Source organism: Bacillus sp. V2I10 (assembly GCF_030817055.1).
GTDB lineage: Bacteria > Bacillota > Bacilli > Bacillales > Bacillaceae > Bacillus_P.
Genome location: NZ_JAUSYV010000002.1, coordinates 169,417 through 186,987, shown reverse-complemented (window position 1 = coordinate 186,987; position 17,571 = coordinate 169,417). Strand labels below are relative to the sequence as shown.

16 protein-coding genes and 2 riboswitches are annotated in these 17,571 nt (G+C 37.7%); of the genes, 9 read left to right on the top strand and 7 right to left on the bottom strand.

The window, feature by feature from the left end; genetic code table 11:
* Positions 1-364: 364 nt before the first annotated feature.
* From QFZ72_RS28135 to QFZ72_RS28120, 4 genes are all read right to left on the bottom strand, one after another.
* Positions 365-1,369: a DUF3231 family protein gene (locus tag QFZ72_RS28135; RefSeq protein WP_307440355.1), complete on the bottom strand. Its 1,005-nt coding sequence runs from the start codon at positions 1,367-1,369 to the stop codon at positions 365-367.
* Positions 1,370-1,952: 583 nt separating this feature from the next.
* Complete coding sequence (locus tag QFZ72_RS28130; protein WP_307440353.1) at positions 1,953-2,300, bottom strand: DMT family transporter; 348 nt, start codon at positions 2,298-2,300, stop codon at positions 1,953-1,955.
* Between the two features lie 21 nt (positions 2,301-2,321).
* On the bottom strand, positions 2,322-2,645 hold the full coding sequence (locus QFZ72_RS28125) for a DMT family transporter (protein WP_307440351.1): 324 nt from the start codon (positions 2,643-2,645) through the stop codon (positions 2,322-2,324).
* 2 nt (positions 2,646-2,647) lie between these two features.
* Positions 2,648-3,196, bottom strand: a complete 549-nt coding sequence (locus QFZ72_RS28120; protein ID WP_307440350.1) for a TetR/AcrR family transcriptional regulator — start codon at positions 3,194-3,196, stop codon at positions 2,648-2,650.
* Between the two features lie 578 nt (positions 3,197-3,774).
* Here QFZ72_RS28120 and QFZ72_RS28115 point away from each other — a divergent pair.
* Positions 3,775-5,475: a pyruvate oxidase gene (locus QFZ72_RS28115; RefSeq protein WP_307440349.1), complete on the top strand. Its 1,701-nt coding sequence runs from the start codon at positions 3,775-3,777 to the stop codon at positions 5,473-5,475.
* A 510-nt stretch (positions 5,476-5,985) separates the two neighbouring features.
* On the opposite strand, the gene QFZ72_RS28110 is transcribed toward QFZ72_RS28115, so the two are convergent.
* On the bottom strand, positions 5,986-6,183 hold the full coding sequence (locus tag QFZ72_RS28110) for an IDEAL domain-containing protein (RefSeq protein WP_307440347.1): 198 nt from the start codon (positions 6,181-6,183) through the stop codon (positions 5,986-5,988).
* Between the two features lie 1,056 nt (positions 6,184-7,239).
* Positions 7,240-7,346: riboswitch (glycine riboswitch) on the top strand.
* Between the two features lie 2 nt (positions 7,347-7,348).
* A riboswitch (glycine riboswitch) is annotated at positions 7,349-7,469 on the top strand.
* A 94-nt stretch (positions 7,470-7,563) separates the two neighbouring features.
* Between QFZ72_RS28110 and glyA the strand changes: the two genes are divergently transcribed.
* The 8 genes from glyA (at position 7,564) to QFZ72_RS28070 (ending at position 15,046) form a co-directional block, all read left to right on the top strand.
* A complete protein-coding gene (gene glyA, locus QFZ72_RS28105; protein WP_307440346.1) occupies positions 7,564-8,814 on the top strand; it encodes a serine hydroxymethyltransferase in 1,251 nt (416 codons plus the stop codon).
* A 15-nt stretch (positions 8,815-8,829) separates the two neighbouring features.
* Entirely contained in the window at positions 8,830-9,348 is a 519-nt protein-coding gene (locus tag QFZ72_RS28100) for a serine dehydratase beta chain (RefSeq protein WP_307440345.1), read from the top strand.
* Positions 9,348-10,229, top strand: a complete 882-nt coding sequence (gene sdaAA / locus QFZ72_RS28095; protein ID WP_307440343.1) for an L-serine ammonia-lyase, iron-sulfur-dependent, subunit alpha — start codon at positions 9,348-9,350, stop codon at positions 10,227-10,229. The genes QFZ72_RS28100 and sdaAA overlap by 1 nt, the downstream gene beginning before the upstream one ends.
* A 14-nt stretch (positions 10,230-10,243) precedes the next feature.
* Entirely contained in the window at positions 10,244-11,359 is a 1,116-nt protein-coding gene (gcvT, locus tag QFZ72_RS28090) for a glycine cleavage system aminomethyltransferase GcvT (protein ID WP_307440341.1), read from the top strand.
* 140 nt (positions 11,360-11,499) lie between these two features.
* Positions 11,500-11,895: a glycine cleavage system protein GcvH gene (gene gcvH / locus QFZ72_RS28085; protein WP_307440338.1), complete on the top strand. Its 396-nt coding sequence runs from the start codon at positions 11,500-11,502 to the stop codon at positions 11,893-11,895.
* A 1-nt stretch (position 11,896) separates the two neighbouring features.
* Positions 11,897-13,249 carry an aminomethyl-transferring glycine dehydrogenase subunit GcvPA gene (gene gcvPA / locus QFZ72_RS28080; protein ID WP_307440337.1) on the top strand — a complete coding sequence of 451 codons (1,353 nt, stop codon included), beginning with the start codon at positions 11,897-11,899 and terminating at the stop codon, positions 13,247-13,249.
* Positions 13,242-14,732 carry an aminomethyl-transferring glycine dehydrogenase subunit GcvPB gene (gene gcvPB, locus QFZ72_RS28075; protein WP_307440336.1) on the top strand — a complete coding sequence of 497 codons (1,491 nt, stop codon included), beginning with the start codon at positions 13,242-13,244 and terminating at the stop codon, positions 14,730-14,732. Before gcvPA ends, gcvPB begins: the two co-directional genes overlap by 8 nt.
* Positions 14,733-14,740: 8 nt before the next feature.
* The gene (locus QFZ72_RS28070) at positions 14,741-15,046 is read left to right on the top strand and encodes a HesB/IscA family protein (RefSeq protein WP_307440335.1); all 306 of its coding nucleotides are present in this window, start codon (positions 14,741-14,743) and stop codon (positions 15,044-15,046) included.
* Between the two features lie 206 nt (positions 15,047-15,252).
* Here QFZ72_RS28070 and yumC read toward each other — a convergent pair whose 3' ends face one another.
* Both yumC and QFZ72_RS28060 read right to left on the bottom strand, forming a co-directional pair.
* A complete protein-coding gene (yumC, locus tag QFZ72_RS28065) occupies positions 15,253-16,242 on the bottom strand; it encodes a ferredoxin--NADP reductase 2 (protein WP_307440332.1) in 990 nt (329 codons plus the stop codon).
* 157 nt (positions 16,243-16,399) lie between these two features.
* Entirely contained in the window at positions 16,400-17,548 is a 1,149-nt protein-coding gene (locus tag QFZ72_RS28060) for an aromatic ring-hydroxylating oxygenase subunit alpha (protein WP_307440329.1), read from the bottom strand.
* Positions 17,549-17,571 lie beyond the last annotated feature (23 nt).

Sequence of the window (17,571 nt, the reverse complement as noted above, 5' to 3'; positions counted from 1 at the left end):
TTAGGGGCATATCAAACTGGCTAAAAGATGTGCAATTTCGCATTAATAATTCAGCAGCAAATTTAGGTAATTAAGTTAACGTCGGAATAAACGTTATTCCGTTAAAGGGCCAGGATTGTTGAATAAGCCATTCAAGGTAAGTTTAATTGAAAATGGAAGGCATTTCTGCCGAAGTGGCTTCACTAAAAGCACAATAAAAAAGCACCCGATAATTCGGATGCGTACTTAAATATTCCATGAAAATAAACTGAGTTTTCTTTTGTAGACTTAGGAAACTCTACTGAAACAAATTACCTTGACTAGTATTGTGTAAATTTTTTTTAAACCAACTTTATTCATTGGGTCATCCCCACATATTCAAATATTATTTTTCTTTTGCAATTTCTTTTCTATTAGGAGCAAGTGGAGGCTGTTCTAACCATTTATTTTGTACCATAATATTAAACCATTTTTTTGTTACCATTAGATTTTTTAAAATGATGCTTTCATAAGCCGTGACAAGGTCTGCTCGCATGGCTGATGCTAAACCTAATCCGTGATACGCCTGTGCAGCTTGGTACAAGAAACCAATATGATACATTATTAGCTTATCGGAAAAAGGAGAGTCCGTTGAAGTTGTCACTTCTGTTTCCCACGATTTAGGAGCTGGTAAATTATCCGTCTGCATGATTTTTGAAAAGGCTTTTATTTGTTGATCAGCCGTTTTCTCGGAATCCTCTAAAAATTTTCTTACTTCTTTTGATTGAGCGACTTGACTAAATGCGATAGAAAGAGTTTTAGCCATAATACTTTTTTTAAGGTTGAAAGAAATACTGATGATTTCTGTTGCAGCTAATTTTCTACCCTTTCCGAAAAATCCATCGGTGAAATCTTGGCTAGAAATAAATTCAGGATTTTTGGTAGGGTAAAAAAGCGGATCTCTCTGAAAACTCCCTTTCTCAAGCAATAAATCAATTGTTTGATGATACATCCTTTTCCCATCATTATCACAAGAGTCGTAAAAATACCGTAAGTCCTCTCTTACAGAAACGCCCAATGAAGTTGAGTGTCCTAGCAAACCATGTAATGTCATGATATGTAAATAATTTAGGCAAAATATATCCGTGAACAACCTCTGTTTACCTTTAAAGAGGTCAGATTCAGTAAATCCAATTGGAACTGGAAATTTCTCGTTCTCCAAAAAAGTAACGATTTGTTTCTTTTGCTTTTCGAAAGTCTTGATAGCATCCTCGAAAATGGCTTTTATTGACTCGTCCTCAATAATAGAAATCATATATCTATTTACAATATCAACAGCTGTTCCATTTACATACTCTCCCCACAAAGTTCCAATTTCGGAAGATGTGAGTTTTAATTTATCCTTTTCCATCCTGTCACCTCTTGGATATTATTTACCAATTCACCAAGAGATATGAATTTCTGATTTATAAAAAGATGACCAGTTTTAAGATTAGATGTAAAGTTTAATTTAGAATAATTAGCCGATTTTTCACTTGCGATTTTTCCAAGAATAATTTTACTTTACTTAAAACTAATTTAAAGATTGTGAAGAATTACACTTAAACAAACGGGTGCTTTTCTTCAATAAGACAACATAAATGATATTCCACAATCGGGGGCTTTAATGGAATAAGAACGGGAACGTCCAAATCGGACGTTCCCATATTTTATACCTGAAAAACAACAATACTACTTAACAAAGCCAATAAGAAAAAAGTGTAAAAATACTATTCCGTTAAAGGGGGATTTGAATTGAGGTCATTTTGTTCAAAATACCATGGTTAGGTAGTTAAGGACTTTTTTTCTTTAACAAACCAAAAATATCCTTATTTTTAACTTACATCCATAACTTTGATGTCAAATCATGATGAAACCTTAAGAAAAAGCTAGAAATCCAGAGTTATTCCTTTCTTTATAGAGGGAGTTAGTTGAAGCACGAAAATAAAAGAACCTTAGTTTGAAAGTTCTTTTTCTGCACCTGTATTTTTAGATGAGTTCAATATTACAACTCCACCTATAATCAATATAATCCCCAATACCTTGAAAGCACTAAAAACTTCTCCCCATACAACTCCACCTATTAAAGCAGTTAAAGCTGTTCCTACTCCTGACCAAATGGCATAAGCTAAACTCAATGGAATTGTACGAAGACATAATGATAAGCAATAAAACGCAAGTACATAACCAGCAACTACTCCAACAGACGGAAATAAAACGGTAAATCCAGCTGACAGTTTGAGCATGATAGTAGCAAAAATCTCTGCAATAATTGAAACCGTTAAATAAATATAACCCTTCATATCCCTTCCCCTTCTTTAGAATTAATGTGCTCCGCCAACATTTAATAAAATCACTCCACCGATAATCAAAACCAGCCCAAAGAGCTTTTTGCCATTAAACTTCTCTTTAAATATGGCAATTCCAACTAATGCTGTTAGTGCTGTTCCTAATCCTGCCCAAATGGCATAAGCCACTCCAAGTGACAACGTCTTTAATGATAAAGATAAAGCATAGAAAGCTATCCCGTATCCAAATATTACACCAAGAGAAGGTAGGATTTTTTTGAATCCGTTTGTGGCTTTAAGCATTGAACTACCAAATACTTCACTTACAATGGATATTGCTAATAGTAAATAAGCATTCATAGTTATCCCTCACTTTTTGACATTTTCAATAATTGTTGAATCACTTCATTTACCCTTTCTTTTTCCAAAGGAGCTACATTTAACGTTTGCGAGTAATAAAGTCCATCTAACGCTAATCTGATGATAGTTGCAGTTAATGGATTTATCCCATCATCTTCTAATTTTTTTAGGGTAGACTTATACCTATCGGAAATATTTTTAGACATCTCTGGGTCTAAGATGGAGGCAGCAAAAAGACCTACATTTAGTTCAGCATTATGTTCTAAATCAAATTTAGTAACTTCTATTAATGCACGAGTCCATTTTCCTGTCTTAGTTGAATCATTCTCTCCGTATTTTTTGAAATTCTTTTCATATTCTTCAAGAACGTATTCTGCTAAACCTTTCATAAGTAGCTCTTTATTTGGAAAATGATATAACAAACCACCTTTACTAATTCCTGCTTGTTTAGCTACCGCGTCTAAAGTCAAAGCGTTATAGTCATTTTCCATTACAATTTTTTTTGCCGTATCTAAAATAAGACGACGCTTAATATCGGCTCTTGATTCCATTGAAGTTCTCTCCTTAGTTGATTATTAACATTAATTATTTTTATTGTACCGTCTGGACGGTTTTTTATCAACGTAATGACTGCTAAAGTAATCCGATTTAGGTTTTTGCACCCAGGCCGAGGCCATAGCTGCCGGTTACAGGAAATCAAAAAGATAGGAATTTGGCTATAAAAGCACAAGCTAAGGTTTGCTTAAGGTGATAGCTTAAGAATTCTTGCTGAATAAATTTTACAAGTACTATATAAAGTGCTGGATAGTCGAATATGGCTATCCAGTTTTTTTAGATGTGTAAAAATTTTTTGTTTTCTTTTTTACAACAGTCTCCACGTGCTTCTGAATTGTAAAGAATGATCACAAACCATTAAGACTGCTTGTTACGTATTGTCATTTTTTTAAACATTCACAATGTCTTAAAAATTTAGCCTTATTTCTGGTGACTCTTAATAAAATTGTAAGCAGATTCGTTCGCGGTATTTTTAGAATAATTTATAGTCAATAACCCTAATGCTTCATAAATAAATGATTTTATAACATATTGGAAATAATACCAACTAGTCAAAAAAGCTAGGAGGTATATTATGTTTAGAGCATCTGCAGGTGACTATATGATGGACCTTTTGATAGATTGGGGGGTAGATCATATATATGGAATGCCGGGGGACTCGATAAATACTTTAATTGAGTCCATAAGAAAGGTAAAAGACCAAATTAATTTTATACAGGTTAGGCACGAAGAAGCTGGTGCTTTAGCAGCAGCAGCCTATGCAAAATTAACAGGTAAACTGGGTGTGTGTATGGGGATTGCTGGACCTGGTGCAATCCATTTATTAAATGGACTTTATGATGCAAAACTAGATAAAGCTCCAGTATTAGCCATTGTAGGACAGGTAGAAACAGATTTAATGGGAACAGATTTCTTTCAGGAAATCGATCTGGCCAACCTTTTTAAGGATGTAGCCGTATATAGTCAAATGGTTATGTCAGCGGAACAACTCCCAGCGGTAGTAAATCAGGCAATAAGAACAGCTTATGATAAAAAAGGTGTCTCCGTTCTTATCATTCCTGATGATATACCAAATTTTGAAGTCGAGCGACATGCTAGGCTAACTAGTTCTTTTTATGTTCAGTCCAACATACTTCCTCAAGAAAAAGATGTAAAGAAAGCTATTGAAATCTTAAACGAAGCAAAACGGCCTGTTATTTTAGCAGGAAAAGGAGCTAGAGGTGCAAGTCAATCTCTCCTTACATTTGCTGAAAAAATGAAAGCGCCAATTGTTCTTAGTCTACCCGGTAAAGGTGTTATTCCAGATGAACATCCTTTTTGTTTAGGAGGACTTGGGTTAATTGGCACCAAACCAGCAACTTTGGCAATGGAAGAAGCTGATACGTTAATTATGATTGGCACATCTTTCCCATTTACAGGATATCTACCTAAAAATGCAAAAACCATTCATTTAGACAATGACCCATCTCAGATCGGAAAACGTTATGCCGTTGATGTTGGACTAGCAGGTGATGCTTATCAAACTTTAAACAACCTCATTACCTTGGTTGAAGATCATAATGATGGTTCATTTCTTAATGAATGTCAGGCAAATTTAAAAGAGTGGCGGCAAAAATTACATGAGCAGGAACAAGACGATTCAATACCAATTAAACCTCAGCGTGTCATTCGTGCCCTGCAGAAAGTTGCAGATGATGATGCCATTCTTTCTGTCGATGTAGGGAATGTTACTGTATGGATGGCTCGCCATTTCAACATGACAAATCAAAAGTTTGTCATCTCAAGCTGGCTAGCAACATTAGGATGCGGCTTACCTGGAGCAATTGCTGGAAAGATCGCTTATCCGGATAAACAGGTATTTGCAATTTGTGGGGATGGCGGTTTCCAAATGATGATGAATGACTTTGTCACCGCTGTAAAATATAATCTTCCACTTGTAGTAATTGTTCTTAATAATCATAAAATTGCAATGATTAAATTCGAACAAGAAGTAATGGGCAATGCTGAATTTGGTACCGATTTACATAACCCAGATTTTGCCCGTTATGCTGATATTTGCGGAGGAATAGGATATCATGTAGAACACCCAGAGGATTTACTACCTGCATTGAAAAAAGCGATATCTGCAAAAAAACCGTGTATTATTGATGTTATTGTGGATGCAAGTGAAGCGCCGTTACCCGCAAAAGTAACATTTGGACAGGCTAAAGGTTATGCCCGTCACATGCTAAAAGAGTTGTTTCAGGAAGGAACAATCCATAAGCCACCACTCTAAAACCAAAAATTGATACAGGATGAGCATAATTCTCATCCTGTATCAATTTTTTCATCATTATATAACTAGTAACTAGTTATATAATTTAGTGTAGCAACAATAATTTATTATTAATAATGTTTTTGACATATACAAATTAATATATGTCAAAACATATGTTAATTTGTATATTGATTTATTAGCCGAACATGGCTATCCAGTTTTTTATAGAGGAGAAAAAAAGTGATGTGGAAATTATTGGAGTTGTTGTAACTGGGACATCTGAGCAACTGGATCATTACAAGGACAAACATATATTAAAGCCTCTACATTTGGAGTAATATCTGACCAAAAATAAGGACATTGGAAGATAATTATACGGTGGTGTGAAATAATGATTGTTGAACTAAAGGGTGCATTAATTAAATAAGCCAGCACAAAAGGATCTTCAACGAAGATCCTTTTTAGTATGCCGATAACATTTGATTATGTTAAGTTCATTTCAAAATCATCTCGAAATAATACAACATTTTAAGAAATATTTTTCAATTTCTCTGTTAATCGTAGGAATTCTTCTTTGTTTCGATCCTGTAATGACTGGTCAATCTCTTTTCGGATTTGCTCTTTTCGGAAATTACGAAGGGCTTTGTTTAACACCATTTCAGCAAATTCAGAATCCGTGACGTTTACTTCGGGTTGTGGTGGTATGTTAAGCAAATTCCTTTCCATAGGAAACCAACTCCTTGACCTTTTTTCTATTATACTAATGATTTTCAGACTATTCAATTATTTTGTTTTGGTAGTTTCATGGTATATATAACCAATGAGTTTACATTTAAAGTGTAAACTCATTGAAACCTTCAGTTATGGTCTTTAAACAAGAATATTTTTAATTTATCTCAAAAAATACTATTCTTTCAGTTTACTTAATATGGAATCAAATAATGAATTGACTTACTTATATCTCAGTGAAGAGAAAATCTCTCACTTTATTGATCCGTTTAAAGCTTAACGATCTTATTACTGCTTACAGGGTTTAAAAAACACCACTCTGTTAGCTATTTAGAGTATACTTTTTAGATTTCATATCATTTAACCATAAAATGAAGACAATTATATTGATGATATATACGATAATACATATGTCGACATATATGATTTATCTGAAAGAAATACATTATTATTACTCTTTCCCCCTTTGGTTAACGAATTTCCCATTTTACAATTTTGTTCCATATAACCATGGTGATTGAATCTATCCATTTGATAGATTCTACTTTTCCTATTTAGATTAAGTTTCAAAATAACAATGTGAACTGTGTTGTTTTTAACTTTATTGTATACTAAAACATATATATCATTATATATGTTGTTATTGTTGTTATTGTTGTTAACGTAATAAACAAACGATTGGTTTATGAGCTATAGCAGCATAGATACCCGGACTAATGGAAATGGAATACTAACCATTGTTACCTGTGCAGTTGGTAATACTAATCCCCCTAAATTTAAAGCTTAATGTTCTAAGGAAAAAAGGATTGGATGTCTTTTTTTACTACCTTTTTGAAGGACCAATCCAGTGTAAGGGCCACAAGCTGAATAATTTGAAGAATTGGTTTTCTACGGCAGTTACCCAAGAAAGTCCAACGAATATTTATGATGTGTCAGAAAAGCTCTATATCGTTCATGTTATAATTTCTGAAAATAAAATTTTTTCAGATAATTATTGAATTTTTTATTAAAGTCCGTTAATATACAACTAATAAAGTAAAATAATAACAGCGGATGATGATTGTGGGAGAGACCGAAGTAATCTATTCGGCACCGAAGGAGCAAGTCCCAAAATAACCTTGGGATAGAAACTCTCAGGTAAAAAAGACTGCAATTGGACGCACCTCTGGAGAGAGCTGAAAAGCCACCAAAGGGGAATCTTTTTGATGAAAGGTTGTTACAAGACCGAATTTTTTGTAACATTTTCATACAGAAGGTAATCTCTCAGGTAAAAAGGACAGAGGAAAGGCAAGATATTTATCATGCCTTTCCTCTGTCTTTTTTGTGTGAGGAAAGGAAAAACGGAGCTTAGAAGAAAAACTAGAGGAGGATATGTTAATGAGTCTGCAAAACTATGATTCAGAGATTTATAATGCCATGGAAAGTGAAAGAGAAAGACAACATAATACGTTAGAATTAATCGCATCAGAAAACTTCGTGAGTAAAGAGGTAATGGAAGCCATGGGGTCTGTCCTCACTAATAAGTATGCAGAAGGTTATCCTGGGAAGCGTTACTATGGCGGGTGCGAATATGTGGATGTGGCAGAACAAAAAGCGATTGAACGTCTAACCAAGCTTTTTGGTGCCAAGTATGCAAATGTACAGCCGCACTCAGGTGCACAAGCAAATCTAGCTGTTTTTTATGCACTGCTTCAGCCTAACGATAAAGTGATGGGGATGAATCTTTCACATGGTGGACACTTAACACATGGAAGTCCCGTCAGCATCTCTGGGAAGTGGTTTGATATTGTGTCTTATGGTGTGAGAGAAGATACTCACTTGATAGATTATGATGAGCTTGAAGCAATCGCGAAAAAAGAAAAACCAAAATTGATTATTGCGGGGACAAGTGCCTACCCAAGAACGATAGATTTTGCACGTTTTAAAGAAATTGCAGATCAAGTTGGTGCTAAACTGATGGTGGATATGGCACATATTGCCGGGCTTGTGGCAGCAGGTCTTCATCCATCGCCCATCCCATATGCAGATGTGGTGACAAGCACCACGCACAAAACATTGCGCGGTCCACGCGGCGGAATCATTTTAACAAATGATGAAGACATGATAAAGAAAATAAATAAAGCTGTATTCCCAGGGATTCAAGGGGGGCCTCTCATGCACATTATTGCGGCAAAGGCGGTTTCCTTTAAAGAAGCCTTGGAACCGAGCTTTATGATCTATGCTAAACAAATCATTGAAAACGCAGCAATACTTGGCTCAACTTTAAGGAAAGAAGGCGCGGTTCTTGTCTCGGGTGGAACGGACAACCATATCGTTCTATTAGACGTTCGTCCTTGGAATTTAACTGGAAAAGTAGCAGAGAGATTACTAGAAGCAGCCGGTATTACAGTCAACAAAAACACGATTCCCTATGATACTGAAAACCCATTTGTCACAAGCGGCATCCGAATGGGAACAGCAGCTTTAACGACACGCGGTATGAAGCAGGAAGAAATGGTTAAAATCGGAGAAGTGATCGCAGCTGTTTTAAAGAGTAAAGGAGATACAGTCGTGTTAGAAAAAGCAAAAGAAACAACAAAAGCGATTTGTAACGGATATCCATTGTTTCAACAGCCTATAACGGTCTAAGAGGGGAGAAACATCATGGAATTTCAAAGTTGTTTTGACATTATCGGCCCTATCATGGTAGGGCCGTCTAGTTCTCATACTGCTGGTGTTGTATCGATTGGGAAGTTCATTCATGAACTATTAGGTGGTTGCCCGGAAGAGGCGAACATTGTTTTCTACGATTCATTTGCAGAAACCTATCAAGGTCACGGAACAGATAAAGCCCTTCTTGGCGGATTGCTAGGCATGGATACAGATGACTCTAGGATTAAATATGCCATTGAGCAAACTATAGAATATGGACTATATTACGAAATTCAGTTTGAAGACAGCTGCCCTTATTTTGAACATCCGAATACAACGGTCATTACGGCGAAACGAGGGAAATGGCTGGTAAAAGTAGGTGGTGCCTCCCTTGGGGGCGGCTTATCCAAAATCTTTATGATTGACGATAAAATGTTTGATATTCGTTTAAGCACTAGCGATGACTTTTCGCTACTCGCAGCACGCTATCACCCATATGTGGTGAAAAAAGCGTCGTTAGAGGGTGCATGATGGAAATTCGGTCAATGAACGAGCTGATTGAATTTTGTACACAAAACCAGAAAACGATTGGTGAAGTCATGTTGATGATGGAGATAGAAAAATCGGGGAGAGATCAAGAGACGATCATCCGCATGATGGAAGAACGGTTACTTAAAATGCAGGAAGCTGTTGAGAGCGGTAAAAAAGATGCCTCAGCTGCACCTAGTGGTATTTCTGGCGGTGATGCCGTTAAAATGAACAATTACGTGAATCAAGGTAACTCACTTTCAGGAAGTTATATAAGCGATGCGATGACTTTCTCACTGGCGACATCTGAAAGCAATGCAAGAATGGGAGTCATTGTGGCCACTCCGACAGCAGGAGCGGCCGGTATTTTACCCGGAGTATTGTTTTCGCTTCACAAAAATGACGGAACTTCCTACAGAGACTTAGTCATGGGATTGTTTACAGCAAGTGCTCTTGGGTATGTCATTGCCAACCGGTCCTTTATATCAGGAGCAGCAGGAGGATGCCAAGCAGAGGTCGGTTCTGCAACAGCGATGGCGGCAGGGACCATAGTTGAGTTAAAAGGCGGCACCCCAAAACAAGTGGTGAATGCAACAGCAATTGCTTTGAAATCACTGTTAGGTCTCGTTTGTGATCCAGTTGCAGGGCTTGTTGAAGTACCTTGCATTAAGCGGAATGTGATTGGTACATCCATTGCCTTTTCTGCAGCTGATTTATCTCTCGCAGGAGTGGAAAGCCGCATTCCATGTGATGAAGTCATTGAAGCCATGTACAAGATTGGAAAAGAAATGCCTCGAACACTTAGAGAAACAGCACTTGGTGGTCTTGCAATGACAGAAACAGGTAAAAAGGTAAAAGAAAAATTATTTAGCAAGAGATCTTAATTGGAGGTGTAGCCATGAGTATTGTAACCGGATTGAAGCGAACACCGCTATTTGAAACATATGAAAAATACGGCGCAAAAGTCATTGATTTTGGAGGATGGGAACTGCCAGTACAGTTTTCAAGCATTTTAGAAGAGCATGAGGCCGTCCGAAAGGAAGCAGGACTTTTTGATGTCTCTCATATGGGGGAAGTGCTTGTTGAAGGTAAAGATGCGGAAAGGTTTATTAATTACCTTGTCACAAACGATGTAACAAAGCTTAGCATCAATCAAGCACAATATACCGCGATGTGTTATCCATTTGGCGGGACAGTTGATGATTTACTGGTCTACAAGCTGGGAAATGATAAATATTTACTCGTGATTAATGCAGCAAACATTGAGAAAGATTACGACTGGATGAAGCAGCATATAAAAGGAGATGTGACGCTTCATAATATGTCAAGTGAAATCGCGCAGATTGCTATTCAAGGCCCAAAGGCGGAAGCCATTTTACAAAAGCTAACGGATATCAATTTATCGGGAATTCATGTTTTCCACTTTGCTCAACATGTCAAACTGGATGGCATTACGGAGGTGCTTGTTTCCCGTACGGGATACACAGGGGAGGACGGCTTTGAGCTTTATTTAGCAGCGGATAAAGCGCCAGCACTTTGGATTAAGCTTCTAGAAGCAGGAAAAGGAACAGGTTTAAAGCCGTGTGGACTGGGTGCACGTGACACTCTTCGCTTTGAAGCACGTCTTGCTCTTTATGGTCAAGAGCTCACAAAAGAAATCAGCCCTCTTGAAGCTGGAATCGGTTTTGCTGTTAAAACGAACAAAGAAAGTAATTTTATCGGCAAAGACATACTTACAGCACAAAAAAAAGAAGGATTAAGAAGAAAAATAGTTGGAATTGAAATGACAGGAAGGGGCATTCCTCGTCACGGTTACAAAGTGTTTTCTGAAGGGGCAGAGGCAATAGGTTTTATTACATCCGGAACCCATTCACCGTCTTTAAAGAAAAGCTTGGGTCTCGCACTTGTATCAGCAGAATATGCTGAAATAGGAACGCAACTTAAAGTAGAAATACGTAAGCGGATGGTCGATGCTATTGTGGTAAAATCACCGTTCTATAAAAAAGGTTATTAGCATTTTTAATAGAGTAAGAGTGTGGCAATTTCAAAAAAATTGATTATTTTTAGATAACCATGCACGAAAAAGCCAGCACTTTACGGCTGGTAAAAACTGAATATTATAAAATTTAAAAGTGGATGAAAGGAAGAAAGACAATGACAAAATCAATAGCAAACTTATTATATAGCAAGGAACATGAGTGGGTACTGCAATTAGATGAAAACCGAGTGCGTATTGGAATTTCTGATTATGCCCAAAAACAATTAGGTGATATCGTTTTTGTTGAAAATCCGGAAGTGGATGATGAAGTAACGGCTAATGAATCAATGGGAACGATCGAGTCGGTTAAAACAGCTTCAGAAATCTATTCCCCTGTATCCGGTACGGTAGTTCGGGTAAACGAGGAGTTAGATGATGCGCCTGAAATGATTAACGAACAGCCATATGAAGCAGGATGGCTGGTAGAAGTGGAAATATCAAATTCAGAAGAATTAGAAGCACTTCTAAATGAAGATCAATACAAAACGTTTGTGAATAAAGGAGAGGAATAAGATGACAGCGACTTATCGTTACCTTCCTGATACAAAACAAGATCAAGAGGAAATGCTGTCCTTTCTAGGAATTTCTTCGACAGATGAACTTTTTGAAGATCTCCCGGATGAAATTCGTCTGGAAGGGGATTTAAACATAGCTAATGCGATTCCTGAACCACTTCTGTTGAAAAAGATGCATCAGCTTGCTTCGCAAAACAAACATGCCAATCACTACCCGATCTTTCTTGGTGCGGGCACCTATGATCATTACATTCCAAGTGTTGTGAATCATATGATTTCCCGTTCTGAATTTTATACAGCTTATACCCCTTACCAACCGGAAATTAGCCAGGGTGAATTACAAGCCATTTTTGAATTTCAAACCATGGTTTGTGAGCTGACAGGAATGGATGTTGCCAATTCTTCCATGTACGATGGCTTTACATCCCTTGCAGAAGCAGCATCACTTGCCATTGCATCAACAAGACGTTCGAAAGTACTTGTATCAAGGGCGGTTCACCCGGAATCGCGTGCCATCTTAGAGACAGTAGCAGATGGTCAAAGGTATACAGTGGAAGAGGTAAATCTTGCTGCGGACTGTACAGACTTACAGAAACTGCAAGAACAAATCGATAAAGACACAGCAGCTGTTATTGTTCAATATCCAAATTTTTTTGGTTCTATTGAGGATTTAACAGAAATTAAGAAAGTTGCCGAGAGAGATGGAGCTATGTTGATCGTTAGTGCTAATCCACTGGCATTAGCGCTTTTGCAGCCACCTGGTAATCTAGGAGCAGACATTGTGATAGGTGATATGCAGCCTTTAGGGATACCGATGAGCTTTGGAGGTCCGCACTGTGGTTATTTTTCGGTTCATAAAAAGTTTATGCGTAAAATACCCGGACGTATCGTGGGTCAAACAACAGATGAACAAGGCAATAGGGGATTTGTGCTAACATTGCAAGCACGTGAGCAGCATATTCGCCGTGATAAAGCCACCTCCAATATTTGTTCAAACCAGGCGTTAAATGCACTAGCTTCCTCCATTTGTATGACGGCACTCGGAAAGCAAGGAATACGCCATATGGCAAAGCTGAACTTTGATAAAGCTGATTACATGGCAAATCGTCTTAAGGAAAAAGGATATAAGATTATGAATCAAGCACCATTCTTTAATGAATTTATTGTTGAGCTCCCACTTCCGGCTAAGGAAGTCAATGACAAGCTTCTAAAAGCAGGAATCATCGGTGGATTTGATTTAGACCGTGATTACGGCTTTAGACATCAAATGCTCATTGCGGTAACAGAGCAGAGGACAAAAGAAGAGATTGACCAATTTGTAAATGTATTGGAGGCGGTTGTACATGGTTGAATACAACGATATAATTTTTGAAATCAGTCGTTCAGGTCGTATTGGTTCAAGCCTTCCAGAAAGTGACGTCGATAAAATTGATTTACAAGATAAGCTTCCCAAGCATTTGATTCGTAACATACCAGCAGAACTCCCAGAAGTATCAGAGCTTCAGCTTGTTCGCCATTACACAGCACTTTCCAATAAAAACCACGGGATTGATAATGGTTTTTATCCACTTGGTTCTTGTACGATGAAGTATAACCCGAAGATTAATGAAGATGTGGCTCGTTTCGAAGGTTTTAGCCGCATTCATCCGTATCAGCCAGCCGAAACGGTGCAGGGAGCACTCAAGCTTTTATATGAATTGCAGGAAGATTTGGCTGAAATTACAGGTATGGATGCGGTGACGTTACAGCCTTCAGCAGGAGCTCATGGAGAATGGACCGGTTTAATGATGGTCAAAAACTACCTTGAACAAAAAGGAGAGACAAGAACTAAAGTACTTGTTCCAGACACAGCTCATGGTACCAATCCTGCCAGTGCTTCAGTGGCAGGTTTTAAAACGGTTACGATTCCATCTAATGAACATGGATTAGTCGATTTGGAAGAATTAAAGAAACATATGGATAGTGATACTGCAGCCCTAATGCTGACCAATCCAAATACACTTGGACTTTTTGAAAAGGAAATTATGGAAATTTCTCAAGTAGTGCATGAATCAGGTGGTTTACTGTACTATGATGGGGCCAATGCCAATGCCATTTTAGGGAAAACAACACCGGGAAAAATGGGCTTTGATATCGTGCACTTAAATCTTCATAAAACATTTACAACCCCTCATGGAGGAGGTGGACCTGGAGCAGGTCCGGTCGGTGTAAAAAGGAAGCTGATTCCATATTTGCCGGTGCCACACATTAAAAAAGATAAGGATCACTATGTATTGGACTTTAATCAACCATTATCCATTGGCCGAGTAAAAGGCTATTATGGAAACTTTGGGATTCTAGTTCGAGCCTACACCTATATTCGTACCATGGGACCTGAAGGTCTGCGACAAGTATCGGAAAGTGCAGTCCTCCATGCAAACTATCTTCGCAAAAAGCTTGAACCATATTTTGAGGCACCTTATTCACAAATTTGCAAGCATGAATTTGTGTTATCCGGTTCAAGACAGAAAAAACTGGGTGTAAGAACCCTTGATATGGCCAAACGGCTACTTGATTTCGGTTACCATCCACCAACCATCTACTTTCCGTTAAATGTAGAGGAATGTTTGATGATTGAGCCAACAGAAACTGAGTCAAAAGAAACCCTTGATGCATTTGCCGATGTAATGATTCAAATTGCAAAAGAAGTGGAGGAAAATTCAGATATTGTACTAGAAGCACCGCATACAACGATCATTGGACGATTAGATGAAGTGCAAGCAGCAAGACAACCTATATTACGTTATACAAAAGAAGAATTGGCTGTGAGAGAAAAAGAAGTGGTTCTATCATAGGGGATTCGATGGTTATCACACTAACAAAATCAGCAGTTAACAAGCTGGAAACAATGAAGTTGAAAGAAGAGTACTCTCCTCGAATTGATGCCATTGTAGCTGGCGGATGTGGGATGTCTATAAAATTTACGCTTGTTTTTGAAGAACCACGACGAAATGATTCGATTATTGAATATGGTGGAATCAAAATTCGAATTGATCGTTTTACAAAGCGCTATTTAGATGAAGATACACAAATTGATTTTACAGAAGAACACGGCTTTCTTGTTGGAGAAAACTTTGCTTCAAGTGCATGTGCAATTGAGGTTGATTAATACAGAACTAGTCCTTTTGGGACGTATTCCTTCCTATTATATATGCTAGTTTTCTAATCGATCCTATTTTTCAATATTTAAAAGCAAAGTTTATAGATTTATAAAGTGATCTATTCAAAAAAAACAAAAGCTGATTTCTCCTTAATGCAGGAGAAATCAGCTTTTGTTTTTTACCTTAGCGTTAAAATGTTTGGGGTACCACTTACTCAAAACAAACTTGTGCTATGAAGAGGTTGAAGGCGTGCTTTTGGATCCATATAAGCTTTAGCGTTGTTAACGGCAGTAGGTGCTTCACCAAAACCACTTGCAATTAACTTCACTTTCCCTTCATATGTACAAATGTCTCCAGCAGCATATATGCCCTCGATATTTGTTTCCATTTTGCTGTTTACGACTATAGAATTTTTCTCAATTTCGAGTCCCCAGCTTTTGATTGGTCCTAATGAAGAAACAAATCCAAAGTTCACAATAACCGAATCAACATCCAAAATTTCTTTGCGATTGCCTTTTACATCTTCTAAAACCACTTGCTCAATTCTTTCATGACCATTTAGTTCCTTTGGAATAAAGGGAGTAAGTGTTTCCACTTTTGAGTTATAAAGATTTTCAACACTATGTTCATGAGCGCGGAATTTATCTCTTCTATGGACTAGTGTTACTTTTTCGGCAATCGGTTCAAGCATAAGAGCCCAGTCAACTGCTGAATCTCCGCCACCACATACAAGCACTCTTTGTCCGGCAAATGTATTCAGGTCATCAATAAAATAATGGAGGTTGCTATTCTCAAAATAAACGGCTTCAGGAAGTTCAATTTTACGAGGTTGAAAAGCGCCGTTTCCAGCAGTAATCACAATCGTTTTTGAATAATGTATTTCATTATTTGTTGTTAATTTAAATACTCCATCTGCTTGTTTTTCAACCGTTTCAACAGCTTGTTCAAGGCAGATTGCCGATTCAAACATAGCCATTTGTTCCTTTAAGTTGTTAACTAATTCTTGTGCTCGAACCTTAGGAAATCCAGCAACATCATAAATGTACTTTTCTGGATATAATGCCGTAAGTTGTCCGCCAAGTTGTGGCAAGCTTTCAATTATTTTTACAGTCGCTTGACGCATTCCACCATAGAAAGCAGTAAACAATCCTACAGGACCGCCACCTATGATCGTTATATCGTATACTTTAGTATCTTCTTTCACAAATATCCCTCCATTTGATAGTTGTTATTAGTTATAAATTCCAGTAAAAACAAGTGACGAGCACGCCACTAATTCAACCATTCATCCATTTAACAAAAGGCACCTGTTTTTTTCAACAGGTGCCTTTCTTATTAAATCACCATTTGATAAGTATCTGTTATTCGGCTTTCTTACCGATTGACTCTAAAACGTAATTGTAAAATCGAGAAACATGGTGTTCAATTGGAACTAAGATTCCACCATCTTTGTATGCTTTTGATCCCATGTTTTCTTGACACCATTGACAAGCTTCGAAATCCTGCTCATTCACGCGATGAAATAGTTCAACTGCATCCATTGGATCAAAATCTGGTTTGGCCATTTCTTCCGGATCAAATAGCCAATCACAAATAACAATCGATCTTTCCGGACTAATCGGAATGATCCGGTGAGTGATCACATGATCTGGCGTTAAGTTGATGAATACATGAGGAACAATCGTCATTCCGTAATAGATACGATCATCTTCTGGAAGCAGCCCTTTTAACTTTGGACGGCTGCCTTTTCCACTTATGGAGAAAGCTTCTAGCTCTTCATTGAAACTTGCCCCTAGACCAGGTTGATTTTGCGTTCCAATCCCTGATTTGAATTCAGGAAGAGCTGCAGTTAATTCAGGATGAATAGCTGAGCAATGGTAACATTCCTGGAAGTTTTCTACAATGATTTTCCAGTTTGCTTTCACATCATACTCTTTGCGGTGAGCGACTTTGAGATTTTGAATTTGATATCTGGCAAATGTCTCAAGCTCACCAAAGCGATCTATGATTTGTGTGTCTAATTGTTGTTCAACGGGCTGAGGATTTTCTGAAAAGTTCAGCCAAATCATTCCGTGCCATGTTTGAAGGTTCACTTCTTCTAAACCGTAGGTATCATTATTAATTAACTCTTCACGGCATTCACTCGATTTTGGAACTCCAAGCAAGGAGCCGTCAAGTCCATAACTCCAAGAATGATAGGGACATCGGATGATCCCTGTCTTTCCCGAAGGGTCACTGCAGAGTGTTGCTCCACGATGACGGCAAACATTTAAGAAAGCCCGCAGCACACGGTCTTTGCCTCTAACAATCAGAATATTTTCGCCTTCAACCTTGGTTGTGATATATTGGCCTGGCTCGGCTGCCTCATATTCATAGCCAACGAAAAGCCATGATTCCCTAAAAATATTCTTTTTTTCTAGTTCAAAAACCTCCGGGGATATATATAATTCTCCTTTTAAGGTAGATCTGACTTTCCCTTTATCTTTTAATACACTCTGATCCATTGCCATCTATTACTCCTCCTTCATCCTTT